The 21465-nt window shown below is 44.2% G+C and carries 15 protein-coding genes; 7 read left to right on the top strand and 8 right to left on the bottom strand.

Going from position 1 to position 21465, the window contains the following annotated elements; all coding sequences use genetic code 11:
• Nucleotides 1–8: 8 nt before the first annotated feature.
• Genes GO495_RS27695 through GO495_RS27685 form a run of 3 tightly spaced genes read right to left on the bottom strand, consistent with a single transcriptional unit; the run spans nt 9 to nt 5269 of the window.
• On the bottom strand, nt 9–3518 hold the full coding sequence (locus tag GO495_RS27695) for a SusC/RagA family TonB-linked outer membrane protein (protein WP_157303199.1): 3510 nt from the start codon (nt 3516–3518) through the stop codon (nt 9–11).
• A 60-nt stretch (nt 3519–3578) separates the two neighbouring features.
• Nucleotides 3579–4592, bottom strand: coding sequence for a FecR family protein (locus GO495_RS27690; RefSeq protein ID WP_157303198.1), 1014 nt, complete (start codon nt 4590–4592; stop codon nt 3579–3581).
• A 59-nt stretch (nt 4593–4651) separates the two neighbouring features.
• Nucleotides 4652–5269 (bottom strand): RNA polymerase sigma factor, encoded by a 618-nt coding sequence (locus GO495_RS27685; RefSeq protein ID WP_157303197.1) that lies wholly within the window; start codon nt 5267–5269, stop codon nt 4652–4654.
• Between the two features lie 176 nt (nt 5270–5445).
• On the opposite strand from GO495_RS27685, the gene GO495_RS27680 reads away from it, so the two are divergent.
• Nucleotides 5446–6666, top strand: coding sequence for a BamA/TamA family outer membrane protein (locus GO495_RS27680; RefSeq protein ID WP_157303196.1), 1221 nt, complete (start codon nt 5446–5448; stop codon nt 6664–6666).
• Nucleotides 6667–6696: 30 nt separating this feature from the next.
• Here GO495_RS27680 and GO495_RS27675 read toward each other — a convergent pair whose 3' ends face one another.
• Complete coding sequence (locus GO495_RS27675; protein ID WP_157303195.1) at nt 6697–7833, bottom strand: FecR family protein; 1137 nt, start codon at nt 7831–7833, stop codon at nt 6697–6699.
• 438 nt (nt 7834–8271) lie between these two features.
• Here GO495_RS27675 and GO495_RS27670 point away from each other — a divergent pair, with 438 nt between their 5' ends.
• From GO495_RS27670 to GO495_RS27660, 3 genes are all read left to right on the top strand, one after another.
• Nucleotides 8272–9855: a Na+/H+ antiporter gene (locus tag GO495_RS27670; RefSeq protein WP_157303194.1), complete on the top strand. Its 1584-nt coding sequence runs from the start codon at nt 8272–8274 to the stop codon at nt 9853–9855.
• Between the two features lie 115 nt (nt 9856–9970).
• Complete coding sequence (locus GO495_RS27665; protein ID WP_157303193.1) at nt 9971–10336, top strand: group III truncated hemoglobin; 366 nt, start codon at nt 9971–9973, stop codon at nt 10334–10336.
• A gap of 150 nt (nt 10337–10486) precedes the next feature.
• Nucleotides 10487–12727, top strand: coding sequence for a nitric-oxide reductase large subunit (locus tag GO495_RS27660; protein WP_157303192.1), 2241 nt, complete (start codon nt 10487–10489; stop codon nt 12725–12727).
• An 81-nt stretch (nt 12728–12808) separates the two neighbouring features.
• Here the strand turns inward: GO495_RS27660 and GO495_RS27655 are convergent, their stop codons facing one another.
• The 3 genes from GO495_RS27655 to GO495_RS27645 all read right to left on the bottom strand — a co-directional run bounded on the left by GO495_RS27655 (nt 12809) and on the right by GO495_RS27645 (nt 16146).
• On the bottom strand, nt 12809–13240 hold the full coding sequence (locus GO495_RS27655) for an RrF2 family transcriptional regulator (RefSeq protein ID WP_157303191.1): 432 nt from the start codon (nt 13238–13240) through the stop codon (nt 12809–12811).
• Between the two features lie 92 nt (nt 13241–13332).
• Nucleotides 13333–13794, bottom strand: coding sequence for an NUDIX hydrolase (locus GO495_RS27650; protein ID WP_157303190.1), 462 nt, complete (start codon nt 13792–13794; stop codon nt 13333–13335).
• A 51-nt stretch (nt 13795–13845) separates the two neighbouring features.
• The gene (locus GO495_RS27645) at nt 13846–16146 is read right to left on the bottom strand and encodes a GH92 family glycosyl hydrolase (RefSeq protein ID WP_157303189.1); all 2301 of its coding nucleotides are present in this window, start codon (nt 16144–16146) and stop codon (nt 13846–13848) included.
• A 441-nt stretch (nt 16147–16587) separates the two neighbouring features.
• On the opposite strand from GO495_RS27645, the gene GO495_RS27640 reads away from it, so the two are divergent.
• The 3 genes from GO495_RS27640 to GO495_RS27630 are packed head-to-tail and all read left to right on the top strand — an operon-like array spanning nt 16588 to nt 20273.
• Nucleotides 16588–19290, top strand: a complete 2703-nt coding sequence (locus GO495_RS27640; RefSeq protein ID WP_157303188.1) for an OmpA family protein — start codon at nt 16588–16590, stop codon at nt 19288–19290.
• 2 nt (nt 19291–19292) lie between these two features.
• Nucleotides 19293–19811: a T9SS type A sorting domain-containing protein gene (locus tag GO495_RS27635; protein WP_157303187.1), complete on the top strand. Its 519-nt coding sequence runs from the start codon at nt 19293–19295 to the stop codon at nt 19809–19811.
• 12 nt (nt 19812–19823) lie between these two features.
• The gene (locus GO495_RS27630) at nt 19824–20273 is read left to right on the top strand and encodes a VOC family protein (RefSeq protein ID WP_205691336.1); all 450 of its coding nucleotides are present in this window, start codon (nt 19824–19826) and stop codon (nt 20271–20273) included.
• Here the strand turns inward: GO495_RS27630 and GO495_RS27625 are convergent.
• On the bottom strand, nt 20270–21352 hold the full coding sequence (locus tag GO495_RS27625; RefSeq protein ID WP_157303186.1) for a mechanosensitive ion channel family protein: 1083 nt from the start codon (nt 21350–21352) through the stop codon (nt 20270–20272). The genes GO495_RS27630 and GO495_RS27625 overlap by 4 nt on opposite strands.
• Between the last annotated feature and the right edge of the window lie 113 nt (nt 21353–21465).

Raw genomic sequence — 21465 nt, 5'->3', positions numbered from 1 at the left:
ATTTAACATCAGAACGTAAGATTTAAACCTGCCAGGAACTGGCGCTGACTGGGATAAGTACCTTCATCAATCCCAAAACTCCTTACATCACTTCCCCCTATTTCAGGATCTATCCCGCTGTATTTGGTAATAGTGAAAAGGTTGGCCGCCTGTACATAAATTCTCAGTCTTTCTATATGTATCCTGTTGCCAAACTGCTGAGGGAAAGTATATCCCAACTGCACATTCTTACAACGCAGGTAAGCACCGCTTTCTACATAATAAGAGTTGGGTACGCTGTTGGTACTGAAAGAACCTTCTCCTTCCTGTATGGGCGCTTTAGCGTTGGTACGGTCCGGCAGCCAGGAATCATAGAGCGCTGTTTTGCTTTTAGCTCCGTCGAAAGAAGAGGCGAAGTCTGTCCACCATCTTACCTGGTTCCAGATCTGGTTACCATGTACCCCAAAAAGGAACATGCTGAAGTCGAATTGTTTGTAGGTAAGTCCCAGGTTGATACCATAAGATACCTTGGGATTTGGATTACCCAGGAAGGTACGGTCGTCTGAATTGATAACACCATCATGGTTCAGGTCTGCGTATCTGAAACGCCCCGGAGCGGCAGCTTCCTGGAAGGTAGCACCGGGATCATTGGTTTTCGTCTGAGCTTCCTGGTCTGCTTTGTCCACTTCATCCTGGCTATTCCAGAAACCGGTGATCTTATAACCGTAAAAGCTGGAAATAGGCTGTCCGACAGCATTACGGATAATACTTTCACTGAAGTTACGTGCCTGGCTATCGAAATAATCCACTCCTTTTGCTATTTTAACGATCCTGTTTTTGAAGGTGGTGAGTGTTACCGTTGCATCAAATTTCAGGTCTTTGGTGATGTCTGTATGCGAGGTAATGGTAAGGTCAACACCCTGGTTCTTCATGTTAGCCACATTGGAATAAGGCGCGGGCGCTGTACCATAGGTGCCGGGTAATTCACTGTTATATAACAGGTCTTTGATGTTCTTCTGGAAATAATCCGCAGATACTTCCAGTTTACCACCAAACAGGGTTGCGTCCACACCAATGTTGGTATTGATATCGCTCTCCCATTTAGCATCAGGATTACCGATCTGTACCTGCTGGAAGCCCAGTAAAACGCTGTTATTGGTGCCCTGTAAATCATAATAGGAAGTATTCTTATTACCGCCATATAATGTGAAGGCGTTACCCGGAGTAAGGCTCAACTGGTTCCCCATGATGCCCCAGCCTCCACGGATTTTCAAGTCTGTCAGCCAGCGTACATCTTTCAGGAATGCTTCCTGTGAAATACGCCATCCTGCGCTTGCTGCGGGGAATAATCCATAACGGTTATTAGCGCCGAACTTGGATGAACCATCGCGGCGTAGTGTACCACTGATCAGGTATTTATCATTAAAGCTGTAATCTACTCTTGCTATCAGGGATAACAGACCGGCAGAATAACGTGTAGACCTGATCGTTTGTCCGCCTGCACCTGTGCCGTTATCTACGTAATCAGGATCGAAGGAGAAAAAATCCTGGGTAGTACCTATCTGTTCACGGGTACGTTCATCATACGCTTCTGTTCCTACCAGCACATTCAGGTTATGTACTTTACTAAAGGTATTATGATAATTCAGGGTATTGGTCCATGTCCAGTTGTGCGCAAAATCGGTCGTCTCTGTATAAGAGTTTACGCCGGCATTTTCTTTATTCTCGTATTGAGGATAGGTGAAATTATGCCGCCAGCCTGAGTTTACTTCACCACCAAAACTGGAATGCAGGGTAAAGTGTTCCAGCAGGTCTACATCCGCATAGATATTACCGAATACGCGGTTTACCTGTCCCCTGTCATTACGGGTACGGTACTGCATAGCCACCGGGTTCATTGCATCTCCCAGTCCTATCCCGTTTGAACCACCAAAGTTGCCTTTGATATCATATACGGGGATAATGGGTTGTTCTCTGATAGCCATACCCACCGCCCCGCTGGCGGTGAGTAAGTCTACCACTGGGTTATCTGTAACAGAGAAAGACAGGTTCTCGCCTACTCTAATGTTCTTAGAGAGATTGAACTGACTGTTAGAGCGGATAATATATCTTTTCAGATAGGTATTCGTTAAAGTTCCCTGCTGGTTGTAATAGTTCAGAGAGAAGAGATAATTGCCCCTGTCACTACCGCCACTTACAGACAGGTTATGACTGGTCATGTTCGCAGGCTTAAAGATTTCATGGAACCAGTCGGTCCCTGTCTTATTAGCCCTGGTGATATAATAAAAACTGTTATAATCGTTCTGGTCTGTATAATTCGGATTTACATAATAGAGATCGGGATTCACGCGGGGATCACCTTCCATCAACCCTACAGGTTGCAGGTAATCCGGTAATCTTGGTGTAGCGCCATTGCCATACAGGGTATCGCTCAATGGAGTACCGGTGTTTTTATAAGACAGCCAGCGCAGGTTCGCCATTTCCTGGGAGTTCAATGTATGAAAGGCATTGCCGCCTTTAGGATACTGACGGCCATAAAATGCATCGTATTTTACTTTTACTTTGCCGGTCCCTCTTTTGGTGGTGATGATGATCACCCCGTTGGAAGCGCGGGAACCATATATAGACGCCGCGCCGGCATCTTTCAATACCTGCATGGACGCCACATCATTCGGGTTCAGGTCGTTGATACTCTGGGTAGGTACGCCGTCCACTACGTACAGGGGTGTATTATTATCAAAGGTATTTACACCGCGGATACGTACTACTGGTTCCTGTCCGGGCTGACCGGAGCCTATAACGGTAACGCCTGATGCCTGTCCCTGTAACTGGCTGGTTACTTGTCCGGATGGCTGTTTCACCATTTCCCCTATGTCGATGACAGTTACTGCACCAGTGAGGTCTTTTTTGCGCTGAGTGGTGTAACCGGTAACGATCACTTCATTCAGAGTACTGGTATTCTCTGTCAGTGTGATATTTATTTCAGACTGACTACCGACTGTTACCGACTTGGTTTCATATCCTACAAAGGAGATTTCCAGCACATCATTACCAGTACCCGGGATGTTGAGTGTATAGGTACCGTCCGGCGCTGTAACAGCGCCTGTAGCAGTACCTTTTACACGAACCGTAACACCTGGCAGGGCAGCGCCTTTAGCGTCTGTCACCTTCCCGTGTACAGGCCGTTGTACAGCGTCTGAAGCGGAAGTATGTGTGACTTCTTTTGCGATGATGAGATAAAAATGTTCCCGCACTTTCTGATAAGAAAGGTTGAAGGGGGCTAATACTTTATCCAGCACTTCTTCCGGTGATTTACAGGCAGCAAGATCTACTTTTGCCTTCTGGTCTTTCACCAGTTCACTTTTATATGCAATAGAAACACCGAATTTCACTTCCGTTTGCCGGAATAACTGTTTTAATAATACTTCTTCCTGCTGTTCCTGTGGATGTAGTACAGATGCAGGTATAGCAATAGCACAAGGCGACAGGCCACTTAATGCAATAGCATGCAACAGCAGCACACGTAAATGTTTATTCATGTGCAATTCAGATTTTGGTTAATAAAAATTTAGGGTATCCGTTTCCCTACGTGGTTCAGATTAATGTTTATAAAAATGCACGCCAAAGGCCTTTTCAAACTGGATCAGCATGGTATCTGCATTATATACGATGGGCATTGAACCGGAAACCCGGTAGCGCAGCATCTTGGTATCTTTTACAGACACCTGTTTATCAAACACCTGTTGCATAAATTGAATGGCATCGGCTACAGTATATTCGTCCATCATCAGTTGCCCGTGTGTCCATGCTACTATTTTCGTTACGTCTGTTCTGCTTTTAGTATATTCTCCATCCTGTTTATTATAGCGGAGCATTTCACCGGGTTGCAGGTATAGTTGTGTTTCATGCTGGCTTTGCTGTTCTGTAATATGTAGTCTGATACTTCCCTGCTGCAGTGTCACAGCTATTTTATTTCCAAAGTTGCTGACATTGAATTGTGTGCCCAATACTTCCACAGATAGCCGGTCGTACGTATGTACAATGAATTTTGTATTTCCTTTCGTATGATGGACATGGAACCAGGCTTCACCGTCCAGCCATACTTCTCTTAGCAGTGCATTTTTTTGTGCGTATACCAGTCTCGACCCTGCATTCAGAACGACCTCTGAACTATCTGGCAGCAGCAGTCTTTTCGTTTCTCCGGGAGCTGCCGAGGTGCTTAGTGTAAGCGCCTGGAATTGCTTGTTTTCGTGCGTTATCCAGAGCGTTCCCAGTAATATGGCCAGTAATGCTGCCGCAGCGTATTTCCACGAAAACAGCCTGTGTAAACGGCTTTTCTGAGGCATAGTCTGTACAGGCAGTTCATCTGTAGCGATATCATCCCAGATGGCATCCCAGAGCTGGTCTTTTTGCTCACCAGATAGCTGGTAATCTCTGAATCTGACGGATTTCACCAGTATGATGGCATCATCCACCACTTTTTGTTTCTCAGGATGTTGTTTGAGCCAGGTTTCCCATTGGTAGTTGTTCTTTACATCCGGTTTAAGTACCCATTGCTGGAAGTCTTCATCCAGTGCAAAATCGCGTGCTGTATATATATGGTACTGCTGCAAACTGTCTCTTTTATATAAAGAGACCGGAAATAAGGAAATCTCATCGTTTTTTTGAAAAATTATTTTCCGGGACTGAAAAGCAGTAATAATACGGTGACAGGGAGCATCTTTTTAAGAACACCAATGGCTTTGGAGATAATATTATATACGGAGTCTACTTTCATGGACATCAGGTCGGCTACTTCCTGGTAAGAGAGTTCATGGAAGAACCTCAGATAGATAGCTTCTCTCTGGCGGCGGGGTAATGCGGCCAGGGCGGCATAGAGTTGCTGTTGTTGTTCCTGTTGTTTTTCGTCCTGTATGATGAAATGTTCCCTGGGGGGGATCAGTTCAAAGTCGAAGGGTATTTCGGAAGTCTGAGCGCGGTGGCGGCGGTCTTTCTCCAGGGCACGGAGTAAGCGCCTTCTAAGGCTGCTAAGCAGGTAATAACGGATATTCTGGAGCTGGTCTGCCAGGTGTTCCCGGGTCTGCCACAGATCGTGGAAAAGTTCCTGTAAGCAGTCTCTTACCTGTTCTCCATCTCCACAGAAATGCACACCATAATGGTACAGGTCATCTACATGCTCCTGATAGATCATGGCAAATGCGTCCCGGTTTCCATTCCGGAAGTTATTCCATAGCTCTTCCTGTGGTGGTGCTTTATATAAAGCAGTCATTGATGGCTTTACTGCTTCCATATTTCCTTTTTGGTTGATGTGAACCCTCCTGTTGTTATAAAAATAATCGTTTTCGGGAATTATTTCTCAAAAATAAAAGCCCCGGTGTCTTCCCGGCCCAAAAACCTAATGGTATAGTATTTGATTTGAGTTAAGAGATAATGCGGATAACTTCAGATAATCACCTGCCAGATTGCATGCTAAAAATCATATTCACACTTTTATTATTGTTCCCATGCATATTGTTTGCGCAGGATGCGTCTAACTTAATCCCCAAAAAGGATATAATACCGGATACATCAGGGCAAAAAGACCTGGTAGACGTTGCTAAAAGCCTCTTTAAAATCAAACCAGCAAAAAAAAGAAGACTGGAAGATAAAAGAGTGTATTTCTCTATCCTGCCTATCAGCGGTAGTGTACCAGGTGGAAGCGGATATGCATTAGTCACCAGTACTACTGCAGGTATCTACTTAGGTCCACACAACACTACTAATATTTCCAGCGTTACATTTACGCCTTACCTCAATTTTAAAGGACGATTTGGCCTGCCATTGCGAACAAGCATATGGATGCCTGACAATTCATGGATCATACAGGGAGACACAAGGCTGCTGGTATATCCGCAATATACCTGGGGACTGGGTACCAGTCATGATTACAACGACCGGACCTTAGTAGATTACAGGTATATGCGTCTATACCAGAGCGCCCTTAAACGTATCAGGTCCTACCTGTATGCCGGTGGTGGTTATAACATGGATTACTACTCCAATGTAAAAAGTATCGATACTGCCGTGAATCTGAAAGCCTTCACAAATTATCCTTATGGAACAGACGGAAGATCTTTTTCATCCGGCTTAACCATCAACCTATTATACGATACCCGTAATAATTCCATCAATCCATTACCTGGCGCTTATGCTAACGTTGTGTACCGTTTTAACCCCAGGTTCCTTGGAAGCAACAGTAACTGGCAGTCATTATACCTCGATGCCAGGAAATATGTCTCTTTAGATGCCATAAGGACAAGCAGGCAGAATAGTTTGGCATTCTGGGGTTACTACTGGACCTCATTACGCAGCAATGCACCTTATCTTAATTTACCAAGTATAGGCTGGGACCCGGGTAACAGATCGGGAAGGGGGATAGATCAGAACCGTTACCGTGGCACAAGATTACTTTACCTGGAAAGTGAATACAGGAAAGACATTACGGATAACGGACTATTCGGTTTTGTTTTGTTTGCAAATATAAATACGGTAAGTGGCTCAGGATCTATGTTCACAACATGGAATCCTGCTATTGGAACGGGTCTTAGGATTAAATTTAATAAAGGGTCGAATACCAATATCTGTATTGATTATGGCATGAGTAAGGGGTATAGTGCGATAAAGCTCAACCTGGGAGAAGCGTTCTAATGAAAAAGGCTCCTTATGGAGCCTTCAGAACTATTTAAAATGCAATACGCCTTGTTTATCATAAGAATGCTGCACATTTCCCACTATCTGTAATGTTTCCAGGAAGTAATCAAGATTCTGCAGTTTCTCTAATCCACCGGTGAATTTCTTACCTGCGATTTCCGGATTATCAAACACTACTTTCACACCATACCAGCGACCTATCACTCCACCTATATCCTGCAGGGAAGTATTATGGAAGATATAGATCCCACGCATCCAGGCCAGTACTTCGTCCTCATCAAACTTACGCACATCAAACTTTTCGCCTGCCAGTACAGCTTCCTCTCCCGGTTTTAAAATAACTTCTGTTTTGCCGGTCTTTGAAACCACCGCTCCGCTTACCAGCGAAGTGCTCATCACAGCATCTTTATAGGCACTAACGTTAAAGGTTGTACCGAGTACCTGTATATCCGATTTCTCTGTGTGTACGATGAATGTCTGAGTAGCATTTTTAGCTACTGTAAAGAAGGCTTCTCCTTCCAGGTATACTTCTCTCTTGTCTCCACTGAAAGTAAAGGGGAAACGGAGCCTGGAAGTAGCGTTCAGCCATACTTCAGTTCCGTCGGACAACACTAGTTTATAATCCATCTTTGGCGGGACTACCAACGTATTAAATCCTTCTCCTGTTCCTGTGTATTGTAATTTCTTAGATCCTGCGCTCAATTTTACATTTCCGGCAGAAAGTTGCTGATTAGTCTGATTATAAGGCAGCATGACCGTTTGCCCGTTTGCCAGTTTCAATTGTAATCCTGGTTTCTCTGTTGTTTCCGCTACTGCCAGTTCTTTTGGCCGTGGGTTCTCCGTATGAATTGCCTGCCATACAAAGATAAGTCCTGTGCCAACAACACCAGTCACAAGGGCCGCTATTAACCACCCGCCGGACCACCACATCCTTCTGGGGCGTGGCTGCAGCTTCTCCTCTACCAGTTGCCAGGCAGCGTCCGTATTCATCTCATGCCAGAACCTTTCTTCACCCTGGATAGATGGACTGTGTTTAATCGCTTTCCACATCAGTTCTATATCTTCATGAACATTAATAAGCCCGGTAACATATTCATCGTCTGGTCCACTGATAGTTCCGTTGCGCTTTTGTAATAACAACTGGTAAATACGCTCGTGATTCATTTTATTGCTGAATTTTGGAGGTTTCCGTTTTCCATATAACAGGATAACGTTGGAATCTCTGCAATCTATTGCATGAAGCTACATACATCCGTTCATTCAAACTGTTAATTACCAGTTAATGATTCTGCTAACAATTTGTTATTTATATTATTATTTTGCAATAACTAATATTAATTACACGCAATATAATACTATTTTATCATACCCAAACAGGGCGCGAGGCTTACTCGTTTTAGCAATTGTTTGAATTTCATAATTCTATGGTTGAATTTTGCAACATAAAGCCGATAGAGGAATTGTATTTTTGCACCCGAAAATAAATTTAGAATCTGATCAAAAATAAAAAGTGTCCTAAAGACCTTTATAAAAAACCCGGGGGGCAGGATTGCTGTAATTTCTTTATCTTACTACTTCTGGCCTTATTAATCAAAATCTTGCATGCTCGCTATCTTTATTCAATACATCATACTCATCATTATCATTTTGTTCCTGGTAATGGTAGCTGATAAACTTAAAATTGCATACCCTATTGTACTTGTAGTTGGTGGATTGGTACTAAGCATTACCCATGCAATACCTGCCATTAATATCAACCCGGAAATGATCCTTGTGATGTTCCTGCCACCCCTTCTTTATGAAGCGGCATGGTACACCTCGTGGAAAGAGTTCTGGAAGTGGCGGCGGGTCATCTCCAGTTTCGCCTTTCTGATTGTGATCCTCACTTCTTTTGTAATTGCTTTTATATCCAGCAGGATCATTCCCGGTTTTACACTGGCCCTGGGCTTTTTACTGGGGGCTATCGTTTCTCCTCCTGATGCAGTATCCGCTACTTCTATCCTGAAATATGTGAAAGTACCCAGAAGGCTCTCTGCTATCATTGAAGGAGAAAGCCTGTTAAATGATGCATCCAGTTTAATCGTCTTTCGTTTCGCGCTGATAGCGGTAAGTACCGGTCAGTTCATTTTCCACGAAGCAGCTATTAGTTTTGTAGAGGTGATTGTGATGGGTATTGGGACCGGCCTCATTGTAGGGCTGATTTATTATGCAGTACTGCGCTGGTTACCTACCAGTCCTAATATGGATATCGTATTAACCCTTACCGCTCCTTACGTGATGTATATTGCGGCAGAAAACTTCCATTTCTCCGGTGTACTGTCTGTTGTAAGCGGGGCATTGTTCCTTTCCAGCCGCAGTCAGACCATCTTCAATTTCCGTAGCCGTCTGCGGGGATCGAATGTATGGTCTATGATAGGCTTTGTGCTGAACGGACTGGTATTTATGCTGATAGGGTTGCAGTTGCCTATGATTGTTGATCAGTTAGGGCCTGTGAGCTTACAGAAAGCGATTGGTTATGGTTTGTTTATCACATTTGTGCTGATCGTTACCAGGATACTCTGCACACTCGGCGCCTCTGTATTCACGGTATTTATCAGCCGTTACATTACTACGGCCGACAGCAGACCGGGATGGAAAGGTCCGCTTATACTCGGATGGGCTGGCATGCGGGGAGTGGTATCCCTGGCCGCAGCCTTGTCTATACCTGACTTTATAAGCAATGGAACGGCATTCCCGCAGCGTAATCTCATCCTCTTCATCACTTTCATGGTCATCCTCCTTACCCTGCTGGTGCAGGGGCTTACTTTGCCCTGGGTGATCAAATGGATTAATATGGAAGACCTGGACCAATATACACCTGCCGATGAACAGTATTTACTTGTAAAAAAGAAACTGGCCAAGCATAGCCTGGCATATCTGCGGGAACAATATCATGATAAATTACTGACCAACCCTTCCCTGCAAATGCTGCAAACCCGTTTTGAAAGGGAGATGTCTATACTGGACCCTGAGGTAAAATCTGATCAGGATGATTTTTCAGAGATCTATTTAACGCTGCTTGAACATCAGCGTACATTTTTGAGTGAACTGAATAAAAAAGAAGGAACAGATGAAGATGTGATAAGAAGATATGAAGAACTGCTGGACCTGGAAGAAGAAAAGATCAGGCATAAATCTGAGAACTGATAAATAAAGGATGTTTTTATCTTTTATTTATTATCTTTGTGTCGTAAGGCCCTGGTAACAGGGTTTTCTTTTGAAATAATAGAAGATAAAAAGGTCTTAATATAATATTATTACAATGAAAGACATAGAAGGGATAGAAGATATCAAATGGATGGTAGATACATTTTACGGTAAAGTCCGTGAAGATAATCTGCTGGGACCTATCTTCCTTTCGCAACTGGGAGACGACTGGGCCCACCACCTCGGCAACATGTACAGCTTCTGGAACATGGCCATTTTCGGTGTACGTGAATATACAGGGCAACCTTTACCCAAACATCTTCCCCTGCCTATTGACTCGCTCCATTTCAATGCCTGGTTACGCCACTTTAATGATACGTTGAATGAACGTTTTGAAGGCCCTGTAACGGAACAAACAAAGAAGAGAGCAGAAACCATTGCTGCTACATTCTTACACAAAATAACCGCGTTCAGATCATGAGAAAAGCGCTATGCATCGCCATCCGATGGAACGTTCCGTTCACACCGGGCAGGTATGCTGTGAAATAAACAAATTCCTTCTGCTGGCAAAAGCCGGCATCTCTCTTTCGAAATCCTGCATACAATCATTGAATATTTTTAACTGAACTACATGACACCGAGAAAACTTTGGATCAGCCTTGCTATTGTAATGATAGCATCCTTTGCTGTATTGCTATTTTATGGAAATGATATTTACCATAACCTTCCTCCTATACCGGAAAAGGTAGTCTCCGATAAAGGAGAAGTACTTTTTACCGGGCAGGATATTAAAGACGGACAAAATGTATGGCAGTCTATCGGCGGACAAACAGTTGGCAGTATCTGGGGCCATGGCAGCTACATTGCGCCCGACTGGACAGCCGATTACCTGCATAGGGAAGCGAACATCATGCTCTCTGAACTGGCGGCTATGGACGGAAAAACATACAGCCAGCTTCCCGCAGACCAACAGGCTATGTATGGAGAACGTCTGAAAACCTCCATCCGGACAAACACCTTTGACACATTGCGAAACCAGATTGTCTTTTCCGCACCACGTGTCAAAGCATTCCAACAGCTTTCTGTTTATTACGAAGGTCTGTTTATGACAGATACCGCATTCAATACATTACGTAATCAGTACGCTATTCCTTTTAACACTGTAAAAGATACAGAGCGTATGCGTAAAATGAATGCATTCCTGGCATGGACCACCTGGGTATGTATCACAGAACGTCCGGGCAGTAAAGCCACTTACACCAACAACTGGCCGGGAGATGCAATAGTAGGTAACATCCCTCCTGCTGCCCTGCACTTATGGTCTGGCTTCAGCATATTATTGTTGCTTGCTTGCGTAGGCTTACTTATCCTGCACCATGCACATAACAAAGATGAAGTACCGGTAGTATTACCATTGGAAGATCCTTTGCGCAACGAAAAAGCGACTCCATCCATGAAGGCTACACTGAAATACTTCTGGATCGTGAGCGCGCTTATTATCGTACAGATGCTGGCAGGCGTCATTACCGCACACTATGGTGTGGAAGGCAATGCCTTTTACGGATTCCCGCTGGATAAATTCCTGCCAGCATCCGTTTCACGCAGCTGGCATGTACAACTGGCCATCTTCTGGATTGCCACGTCATGGCTGGCTACGGGATTATATATTGCGCCCGCAGTTTCCGGTTACGAACCTAAGTTTCAGAAAGCAGGTGTGAATATATTATTCATTGCACTGGTGATAGTGGTAGTTGGTTCGTTGATAGGGCAATGGTTAGGGGTGATGCAGAAATTAGGATTAGTAGATAATTTCCTGTGGGGGCATCAGGGTTATGAATATATAGAATTAGGCAGGGTATGGCAGATATTGTTACTTGCCGGATTAGTGATATGGCTGATACTGATGTTACGCGCCTTACTACCGGCATTGCGTAAACGCGATGAAAGCCGTCACCTGCTCACCTTGTTTGTGATAGCATCTATTGCCATTGCCGTATTCTATGCTGCGGGGTTGATGTATGGCAGACAGACACACCTGGTAATTGCAGAATACTGGCGCTGGTGGGTAGTGCATCTGTGGGTAGAAGGGTTCTTTGAAGTATTTGCGACCGTAGTAGCTGCTTTCCTGTTCTGCCGCCTGGGATTGCTGCATATCCGTCATGCAACAGTAGCGGTATTGTTCTCTACTATCATATTCCTGGCAGGGGGTATTTTAGGTACCTTCCATCATATCTATTTCAGCGCTACGCCTATTGCCGTACTGGCCCTGGGCGCCACCTTCAGCGCACTTGAAATTGTACCGCTGGTACTGATAGGGTACGAAGCTTACCATAACTATACTCTCAGCAGATCTACGCTGTGGATCAAAGCATATAAATGGCCTATCTATTGTTTCATTGCCATGTGTTTCTGGAATTTCTTAGGCGCAGGTATCTTTGGATTTGCTATCAATCCGCCTATTGCGCTGTATTATATACAGGGATTAAATACAACGGCGGTACACGGCCATACGGCTTTATTCGGGGTATATGGTATCCTGGGCATAGGACTGATGTTGTTTGTATTACACGGATTATATCCGGAAAGACACTGGAACGACAAACTGATAGGTACTGCTTTCTGGCTAATTAATATAGGGCTGCTGGTAATGGTCACTATCAGTATGTTACCGATGGGAATTTTACAGGCGATTGCCTCTATACAACATGGCTACTGGTATGCAAGGTCTGCAGAATTCATGCATACAGACACTATGCAGACACTACGCTGGCTGCGTGTTCCGGGAGATATCATACTGGCAACCGGAGAGTTTCTGCTTGTGGTGTTTATAATAGGATTGAAAACCGGGTGGTCGCTGAAAGAGAAGAGATAATGTGATCAATGAAAAAAAGCCGGTTCCTTCAATTGGGACCGGCTTTTTTATACCGTACTATTATCACTCTAAACTTATATGCTATCGTTTGAGAAACACAAGCGACGCTTCCAGTTGCTCGTTAAACTCTCCCAGTTTAGTAGATTCAAGCATTACAGAAATGCTGTTCCTTATTTTCAGAAATTCGTGATGTAATGGGCAGGGCATGGATTCGGAACATTGTTTCAATCCAAGTCCGCAGCCTGTAAAGATCTTATCTCCATCTACCACTTTTACCACATCTGCCAGTGAAAAATTAAGTGATCTTTTATCAAGATAAAACCCACCTGATGGGCCTTTTTGAGATAATACCAGTCCTTCACGACCCAGGTCCTGCAGGATCTTGGCAATAAAGTGTTCCGGCGAATCTATTCCTTTCGCTATTTCCTTTATTCCCACCCTGGCCCCGTCCCTTGATTTCTGAGCAATGAAGATGACTGCCCTGATGGCATATTCGCAGGTTTTTGAGAACATGAAATATAATATTTGAAGACAAAGGTAAAGCATAAATAAATAAATAAAAGAGTTTTCCATCTTTATTTATCCGGATACTTATGATCAATGCTTTAACTATGAATTAAGGCGGTTAACTGCTCTATAAAATCAACCTGGCGCTCATTGATCTTTTGCCGGGCTACAGGCAGTTCAAACCAGGAAGCCCTGTCTACCTCAGGAAATGATTTCATTTTACCGGAACGTATAGGCCATTCCATTTCAAAAGTGTTACTAACAATCGCTGAGGCATCCAGGTCCCCTTCCACAGCCCAGCACTGTACGATCTTCCCTCCTTTCTGTTTAACGGCATTGAGGGGGATAAAATCTCCCGCAGGCTTATACCCTGTTTCTTCTTCAAACTCCCTGACAGCAGCCTGCAAAGGGTCTTCATTTTCCATTAATTCCCCTTTGGGGATCGTCCAGCTGCCTTCATCCTTACGGGCAAAGAATGGTCCGCCGGGATGTACTAAAAGTACTTCCAATGCTGATTGCTTTTTCCTGTATAATAGAATACCACTGCTGATCCTTGCCATAGTTCAGGATTTTGGAAATAAAAAAAAAGGGGCCGAAGCCCCTCTTTAATATCAGTATTTTGAATCCGGTCTGTTCTCTGTCAGTTTACCAAAGTTATGATTGGGTGTGCTACCCATCGTCAATCTCAGTACGCCGCCTTTCAGTATATCTTCATGTTTGATATAACTGTAGTTATAAGGTTTGCCATTGAGCGTAACACTCTGGATATAGATGTTACTGGCGCTGTTGCTGACTGTTTCCACGGTGAATGTTTTACCACCCTGTACTTTCATACTGGCTTTATCAAACAGCGGACTACCAAATACATAAATGCCTTTGGCAGGATTCACCGGATAAAAGCCCAGAGAAGAGAATACAAACCAGGAAGACATAGCGCCACAGTCTTCATTACCAGCCAGTCCTTCCGGTGTAGCAGTATAGAACTCCTTCATGACCTGTCTTACTTTTTCAGCCGTTTTCCACTGGTTACCGGAGTAAGCGTACATATAAGTAACGTGATGACTTGGTTCATTACCATGTGCATACATACCTATCAGACCAGAGATATCATTAGATGCCTGTGCACCCATGCTACCTGTAGCCACAAAGAGGCTGTCCAGCTTTTTGGTGAAAGCATCATCCCCGCCCATCAGGTTGATCAGTCCTTCTACGTCCTGTGGCACCAGCCAGGTGTATTGCCATCCATTACCTTCTGTAAAGTCACCTTTCTCGTGAATAGAGTTGAAAGGATCATAAGGTATTTTCCAGCTACCATCATCTAATTTCGGACGAACAAATTTGATGTTGCTGTCGAAATAGTTCTTGTAGTAACCGGCGCGTTTTGAGAAATACTTAAAGTCTTCGTTACGGCCCAGTTTCTTTGCCATAGCAGCAATGCACCAGTCGTCCACCGCATATTCCATTGCTTTGGAAACGGATTCGTATTCTTTATCAGCAGGAATGTATCCTTTCGCTTTAATGTCTTTCATGCCCAGATCATCGCGCATGGCAGAAGTCTTCATGGCCTCAAAAGCAGCATTGGCGTTGAATCCTTTAAAGCCTTTCAGGTAAGCATCCGCAATTACAGGAGCTGCGCTGTAGCCCACCATACAGTTGGTTTCGCTGCCCATTAACGGCCATATAGGCAGTTTGCCCTGTTGTTTGAAGATGGTCACCATAGAGTTTACAAAACTGTTTACTCTTTCGGGCTGTGTAAGTGTATATAAAGGAGCATCGGAACGATAGATATCCCATAAAGAGAATACGGAGTAGTTATCGAAGCTGGGGTTTGGATATACTTTTTTGTCTGTGCCGCGGTAAGCGCCGTTATGATCATTAAATAGTACAGGCGCTATCATTGTGTGGTAAAAAGCGGAGTAGAAGATCTTCTTCGTGTTCTCGTCTTTTGTTTCCACTTTTATTTTAGATAACTCTGTATTCCATTTATTAGCAGCAGTAGCAGCAGTAGCGGCAAAATCCCATCCCGGTATTTCCGCATTGATGTTAGCCAGTGCATTTTCACTGCTTACCGGAGAGATACCTACCTTCAGTAATACCTGTGCAGGGGCTTTATCAAAGGAGATCACTCCTTTTACTTTTACGCCTTTTAATTCTTTACCCTGTTGCCGGGCGTCGCCTTCAAATACTGCAAATTCCTTCAGGGGAACATTGCTTTTGATAGCGAACCACAGGCGCTGGTCAACTGCCCATCCTTTGGAATAGCGATAGCCTACCAGTGTAAACGCATCTTTTTTAGTGATATAGGTTTCCACCGGAGCATCCCAGCCGATACCTTCTTTCAGGTCGATGATGATATGCCCTTCCTGACCTTGTGGGAAAGTGTATTTATGGAATCCAACACGCTCAGAAGCAGTGAGTTCCACTTTAATCTTATAATCATCCAGCATGACGGAGTAATAACCTGGAGCAGCCTTCTCATGTGCATGGGAATAGTGTGAACCATAACCGGAGGTAGGATCTTCCTGGGTACCGTGGTTAGTCCTGATCTTACCTGTGTAAGGCATGATCAATACATCCCCCAGGTCGCCGATACCGGTACCACTCAGGTGAGTTTGAGGGAAGCCGATCACTACGCTGTCCGAGTAGTGGTAACCGGAACACCAGTCCCATCCCTTCACAATGTTGACAGGCCCTGCCTGTACGGCGCCAAAAGGGACACTGGCTCCTACAAAGACGTGTCCGTGTCCACCTGATCCTATATAAGGATCTACATATTCTACTGGTTTGTGTTCCGCAGTTATTTTCTTCTGCGAATCTAGTGCAGCTATTTTCTTCTGCTGTGCGTGTACATGATAACCCGTGCAAAGCAGTGCTAATGCCAGCAAACGGTATTGCTTAAGACCCAATTGCATATCTCTGAAACCTTTAGGCTGGCAATATACGGCATGGAAGGCAGAAAGGAAAGTAATCGAAGCATACTAATGAAAACAGGGATGCAATTGTCATAGTTTTGTAAATATCAACAAGTTTCCATGATAACGTAAAAGAAAGTAAGAAAGCAACATTTAAAGTTCAAAAAAAGTTCGTTATCAATCACAATGAGAGGCGCTGATACACTCTGATAACCAGTTCATAGGTCGGTTTGAACTGACATTTTAAATTATTATATATCGTAACAAAATGAGGTTCACTACCCTGCATAACTAAGACATTTTATCATACTACGTATGTGTGAGGTCTGCAAATAAGACATTAAACAAGTTTAGAATAGAATTAAATTCTTATCTTTACTATATTTATAATATAAGATATAATATAATTTTATATTATACAATCACAAAATATCCTATGAGATGAAAGTTATTCTACTCATTTTAATTGTTCCCCTGCTAATGTGTTGGAGCGGTAGTGCTAAAGCTCAGCAAACCGGACTGCAGGGTATTAACTATCAGGCAATAGCCAGAGATGGAAAAGGTCTGGCAATGGCCTTACAACCCCTTCAGGTTAAGCTCAGTATTCTGGACGGTTCTGAAACAGGGTCTCCCGTTTATATTGAACTTCACAGTAAAACAACAACAGCTCAAGGCCTGTTTACGCTGGTAATTGGTCAGGGAACTCCCCAGTTTGGTTCTTTCTCAAGTATCCCATGGAGCAAAGGTAATCAGTATCTCCAGGTAGATATAGATGTAAATGGGACGGGCACCTTCACAACTATAGGTGTAATGCCTTTCATGAGCGTTCCTTATGCGCTGTATGCGGCTAATGGCGGTTCCGGTGGTTCCGGTGGCAGTAATGCCGTTTCCATCACCTGGCTCGGTACCTATACAGCTCCTCCTGCTGCGCCGCTTCAAAACCAGGCATATTACAACAGTACAGACAGGAAATCATATATATATGACAGCACAGGTACCTGGACGATCATCACAGAAGATGGTAATCCCGGTGTATCTGTTTATTGGTTAGGCGCTTTTGCCACTGAACCTGTAGGACCAACACTTAACCAGGCTTATTACAGTACTACCGATAAAAAAGCGTACATATATGATGGCACTGCCTGGCAGATTTTAAGTCAGGATGGTGTTCCGGGTGTCTCTCTCAGTTGGTTAGGCGCTTTTGCCACCGCTCCCGCTACTCCTTCTTTAAATCAGGGTTATTATAATACTACAGACAGGGCTTCTTATATATATGATGGTACCGCCTGGCAGTTACTGGCCGAAGGCGGTAGTGGGTTTGTAATCAAAAAGATCTATTATCAGCCTACCGGAGAAACCGTGCTGACTACCTCGCTGGGAGACAGTGTGGTTACTGATGGCAGGTCATGGTTAGTAGGTGGGAATAAAGGTACTGATGGTGGGAATGCGGACTTTATAGGTACGCTGGATGCACAGTCTTTCATTATTAAAACAAATGGTAACGGTACGTCCAATGAGAGGATTCGCTTCACAAGCGGACCGGGTGTTATTGTGAATGGCACTACGGATACGTCTGCGGTAAATGGTCTGGCGATGTTCACCGTCTTCTCCGGGAATACAGATCAGGGTATTAACGCGGACGCAACATTAAAGAACGGTATTAATGCATATGCTGCAGGTAACTCGGCCGCTATCCAGGGCCGTAATGCCAGTACAGGATATGGTTTGAAAGGGGTTTCGTCTGCAGGTATAGGCGTATATGGATACGCCTCTAACAGGGCCAGTGTGCCCATCAAAGGAGAAACCTCTTCTCTGAACGGTGGTTATGGAATTATAGGCGCTACCGGTTCTCCGGGAGTGTTCAACAATACGTCCAACTATGGAAGCGGTGTACTGGGACTTGGAGGGAATGCGGATGGTATAGGTGTACTGGGTATAGGTAACAACATAGACTATAAAACATCTATCCCGTTATCATCCGGTCTGGCATCATATCCTATGGGTGCAGGATTAGCGGGTATTGGTAATCCGTTCGGGACTTATAGCGTAGGTATGTCTACAGTGGGTGTAGGTGTGCTGGGTGGCGGTACTTCTACAAAACCAATTGTACCAGCTGGTGGTGCGGGTGTATCAGGAAGCAGTTTAAATGTAGGTGTGGCCGGATTCGCGGTAGCCTCTACTCTCGCCAATCCTGAACTCAGCCGCTGGGGTGGTTATTTCGAATATAAAAGCTCTAACTCATTTGCTGCTACTACACTGGTGTACAGTTACCTGGCAGGACGTTTATTCGACAGCGGTTCCGGTTCCAATATTTATGTAGGTATCGCATCATCAGGTGTTAAATCTACCATCGTAAAAGATGATGAAGGTAAGCGCCGCCTGTTGTTCTGTACAGAAGCACCGGAAGTTTTATTCCAGGATTTCGGAGCAGGACAATTGAAAGGTGGTACTACACATATTGACCTTGAAAAATTATTGACAAGAAGTATCCGTGTGGATGAAAAACATCCCCTGAAAGTATTTATACAACTGGAAGGTGAATGTAATGGTGTATTTGTCACCAATAAATCAGCCAAAGGATTTGATGTAAAGGAATTACAGGGTGGTAAATCCGATGTGCCTTTCACCTGGCAGATCGTAGCTTCCCGTGCCGATGAAACAGATGCAAACGGTTCAACGATCAGTTATTCAGACGCCCGTTTTGCAGTGGCGCCGGATCCTATGAAAACGATCATGCCTGATACTGCTGCCACTGCTCCTGTAAAGGCTGTATTGAAAACAGAAGAAGCCGCAGTAGTGAGCAAAGCATTCTCTAACCTGCAATTCTCTACAGGTAAAGCAGTAATCGCCGGTTCTTCCTTCTCTTCACTGGATACAATGGCAACACTGTTAAAGTCGCACCCTGAATGGACACTCAAACTGAGCGGTCATACAGATAACGAAGGAACACCAGCCTTTAACCAGACATTATCGGAGAAAAGAAGTGAGGCCGTAAAACAATATCTCGAAACGAAAGGCGTAGATGCGAAACGTATTACGACTATCGGTTACGGACAAACAAAACCACTGACAACGAATCAGACAAAAGCAGAAAGAGAAAAGAACAGGCGTGTGGAAATGGAGATCTTTACTGAACAACAATAACAATGGAATTATTCTTCCGATCTAAAAAATTCATCACGGTATGTCTGCTGCTATTGGCAGCAGCAAAGGTGATGGCACAATCAAAGCCTTCGTTTGACAGAGATGTAAAGTCCAGTACCGGGTTTAGTCAGGTTTTGCCGGGAATACAACTGGATTTTACTATCGGTGAAGCGGTGGTTGTTCCCCTGGTTTATACAGACCTCGCACTTACCCAGGGCTTCCAGCAACCACCCGCCGGGCCTGTTGTTAAACCACCGGGCGCAGATGACCTGGTACTTTATCCCAACCCGGCAGAAGATCAGGCGTCCATCAAATTTTCGCTGGATACTGGTACGACTAAAGTGGATATCCGTGTACTGAACAGGATAGGACAACTGATCTTTACAGACACCGTGCTTCCTGAAGGGAATTACGCCTTACTGTATACCCTTAATACGTCTGCATGGATACCTGGCATTTATGTAGTGAATATTAAAATGGATACTGGTTTATCAGTAGCAAAATTGTTAGTAAAGATGTAGTATATTGGAATCATGAAAACACTGATTCCACTATGTCTGGCTTTGATAGGCTTTGCCATGCCATCATCAGCCCAAAAGAAAGGCCCGATCCTCAATCACATTGCCGTTTATGTGTTTAACCTGGAAAAAAGTACCGCTTTTTACAGGGATATTGTTCAGATCGATACCATCCCCGAACCCTTTCACGATGGCCGTCATACCTGGTTTAAGATAGGTACCCACAGCCAGCTGCACCTGATACAGGGCGCAAAGGAAATTACCACACACGATAAGAATTCACACCTCTGCTTCAGCGTTACATCTATGGATGAGTTTATCGCCCGGCTGAATGCGCATCACATTCCTTTTGAGAACTGGGCCGGTAAAGCCGGTACGCCAACCAAACGGGTAGATGGCGTACAACAGATCTATTTTACGGATCCTGAAGGATACTGGATAGAAGTGAACGACGACAAATATTAAAGTAGCTGGTCTGAAGGCTTCTTATCAAACTCCGCTCTTGTTTTAGGCAGACAGTACGGGTGTTTTTCCTGTATAAACAGCATCATTTTTTCCCGCAGGAAACAACGCAGGTCAAATGCCTTACCGGAGCTTCTGGCGCTGATGAGAAGCCTGATTTCCATCACACTGTCGGTAATGTTCGTTACATGCACCACTTTCACTCTTTTATCCCATAAGGGATGATCTTCCAGTAAGCGTTCGAACTCAGTGCGTATAGCATCTACAGGAGCGTTATAATCCAGGTAAAGGAATGCGGTGCCCAGTATATTGGAGCCGGTGCGTGTCCAGTTCTGGAAAGGCTTTTCGATGAAATAATTGATGGGCAGTATCAGCTTACGTTCGTCCCAAATGGCCAGTACCACATAAGTGAGGGTAATCTCTTCCACCCTGCCCCATTCTCCTTCCACCACCAGCACATCATCTATTCTTATTGGCTGAGTGAAAGCGATTTGCATGCCTGCGAGGAAATTAGACAGGGAGCGTTGTGCCGCGAAACCGACTATGATCCCACCGACTCCCACACCTGTGAGCAGCCCTGCCCCTATTTTACGCAGGTTGTCGAAACTGAGCAGTACAGCACAAAAAGTTAATACCATGATCATGCTGATGGCAAGTTTACGGACAAACTGCAATTGCGTGCGCAGCTTACGTTCTCTTAAATTATCTTCTTTTTTAAGGTCGTAGGTGTGGTATACATAATCTTCAAAGACCTTTACCAATCCTGTTAACATAAAACCAAAAGAGATGATCAGGCAGATCTCGACGATCTTGCTGAGGACTGCTGATGGGTTGGGAGCCAGCTCCATAAAAGGCATAACCATATTGAACACCAGTATGGGCAGAAAATAGTTTATAGGTTTTCCCAGCCGGTTGAGGACAGATCTTACGAGGGAATAATCGGTGATGTTCCTGGCGGTGTACTTCAGGAATACGGTCAGGAGCAGTTTGATAATGAATCCGGTAAGTACCGCAGCACATCCCAGCATTATGTTCCATAGAAAGGGAGGAAAATGTAAACTTTTTTGTAAGTCTTCCAGCATAATGAGTCATATTTATGGTAATCATGCTCTTATCCGCAAAGAACATACCGTGTCCAGTCATTTCAATTACGTATCTTTAGACTATATTCAATTATTTAAAACATATACTTATT

The sequence above is a fragment of the Chitinophaga oryziterrae genome, from assembly GCF_009758125.1.
In the GTDB taxonomy this organism is placed as follows: Bacteria; Bacteroidota; Bacteroidia; order Chitinophagales; family Chitinophagaceae; genus Chitinophaga; species Chitinophaga oryziterrae.
Note: the sequence above shows the minus strand (reverse complement) of the source record. Positions and strands in the feature narration are given on the sequence as shown.

Bases quoted from the DNA above. Each gene is read 5' to 3' on its own strand.
- GO495_RS27650 (WP_157303190.1), bottom strand. From the start codon at position 13,794: ATGGCAAGGATCAGCAGTGGTATTCTATTATACAGGAAAAAGCAATCA.
- GO495_RS27625 (WP_157303186.1), bottom strand. From the start codon at position 21,352: ATGCTGGAAGACTTACAAAAAAGTTTACATTTTCCTCCCTTTCTATGG.
- GO495_RS27695 (WP_157303199.1), bottom strand. From the start codon at position 3,518: ATGAATAAACATTTACGTGTGCTGCTGTTGCATGCTATTGCATTAAGT.
- GO495_RS27655 (WP_157303191.1), bottom strand. From the start codon at position 13,240: ATGTTCTCAAAAACCTGCGAATATGCCATCAGGGCAGTCATCTTCATT.
- GO495_RS27635 (WP_157303187.1), top strand. From the start codon at position 19,293: ATGGAATTATTCTTCCGATCTAAAAAATTCATCACGGTATGTCTGCTG.
- GO495_RS27665 (WP_157303193.1), top strand. From the start codon at position 9,971: ATGAAAGACATAGAAGGGATAGAAGATATCAAATGGATGGTAGATACA.
- GO495_RS27675 (WP_157303195.1), bottom strand. From the start codon at position 7,833: ATGAATCACGAGCGTATTTACCAGTTGTTATTACAAAAGCGCAACGGA.
- GO495_RS27670 (WP_157303194.1), top strand. From the start codon at position 8,272: ATGCTCGCTATCTTTATTCAATACATCATACTCATCATTATCATTTTG.
- GO495_RS27660 (WP_157303192.1), top strand. From the start codon at position 10,487: ATGACACCGAGAAAACTTTGGATCAGCCTTGCTATTGTAATGATAGCA.
- GO495_RS27685 (WP_157303197.1), bottom strand. From the start codon at position 5,269: ATGGAAGCAGTAAAGCCATCAATGACTGCTTTATATAAAGCACCACCA.
- GO495_RS27630 (WP_205691336.1), top strand. From the start codon at position 19,824: ATGAAAACACTGATTCCACTATGTCTGGCTTTGATAGGCTTTGCCATG.
- GO495_RS27640 (WP_157303188.1), top strand. From the start codon at position 16,588: ATGAAAGTTATTCTACTCATTTTAATTGTTCCCCTGCTAATGTGTTGG.
- GO495_RS27680 (WP_157303196.1), top strand. From the start codon at position 5,446: ATGCTAAAAATCATATTCACACTTTTATTATTGTTCCCATGCATATTG.
- GO495_RS27645 (WP_157303189.1), bottom strand. From the start codon at position 16,146: ATGCAATTGGGTCTTAAGCAATACCGTTTGCTGGCATTAGCACTGCTT.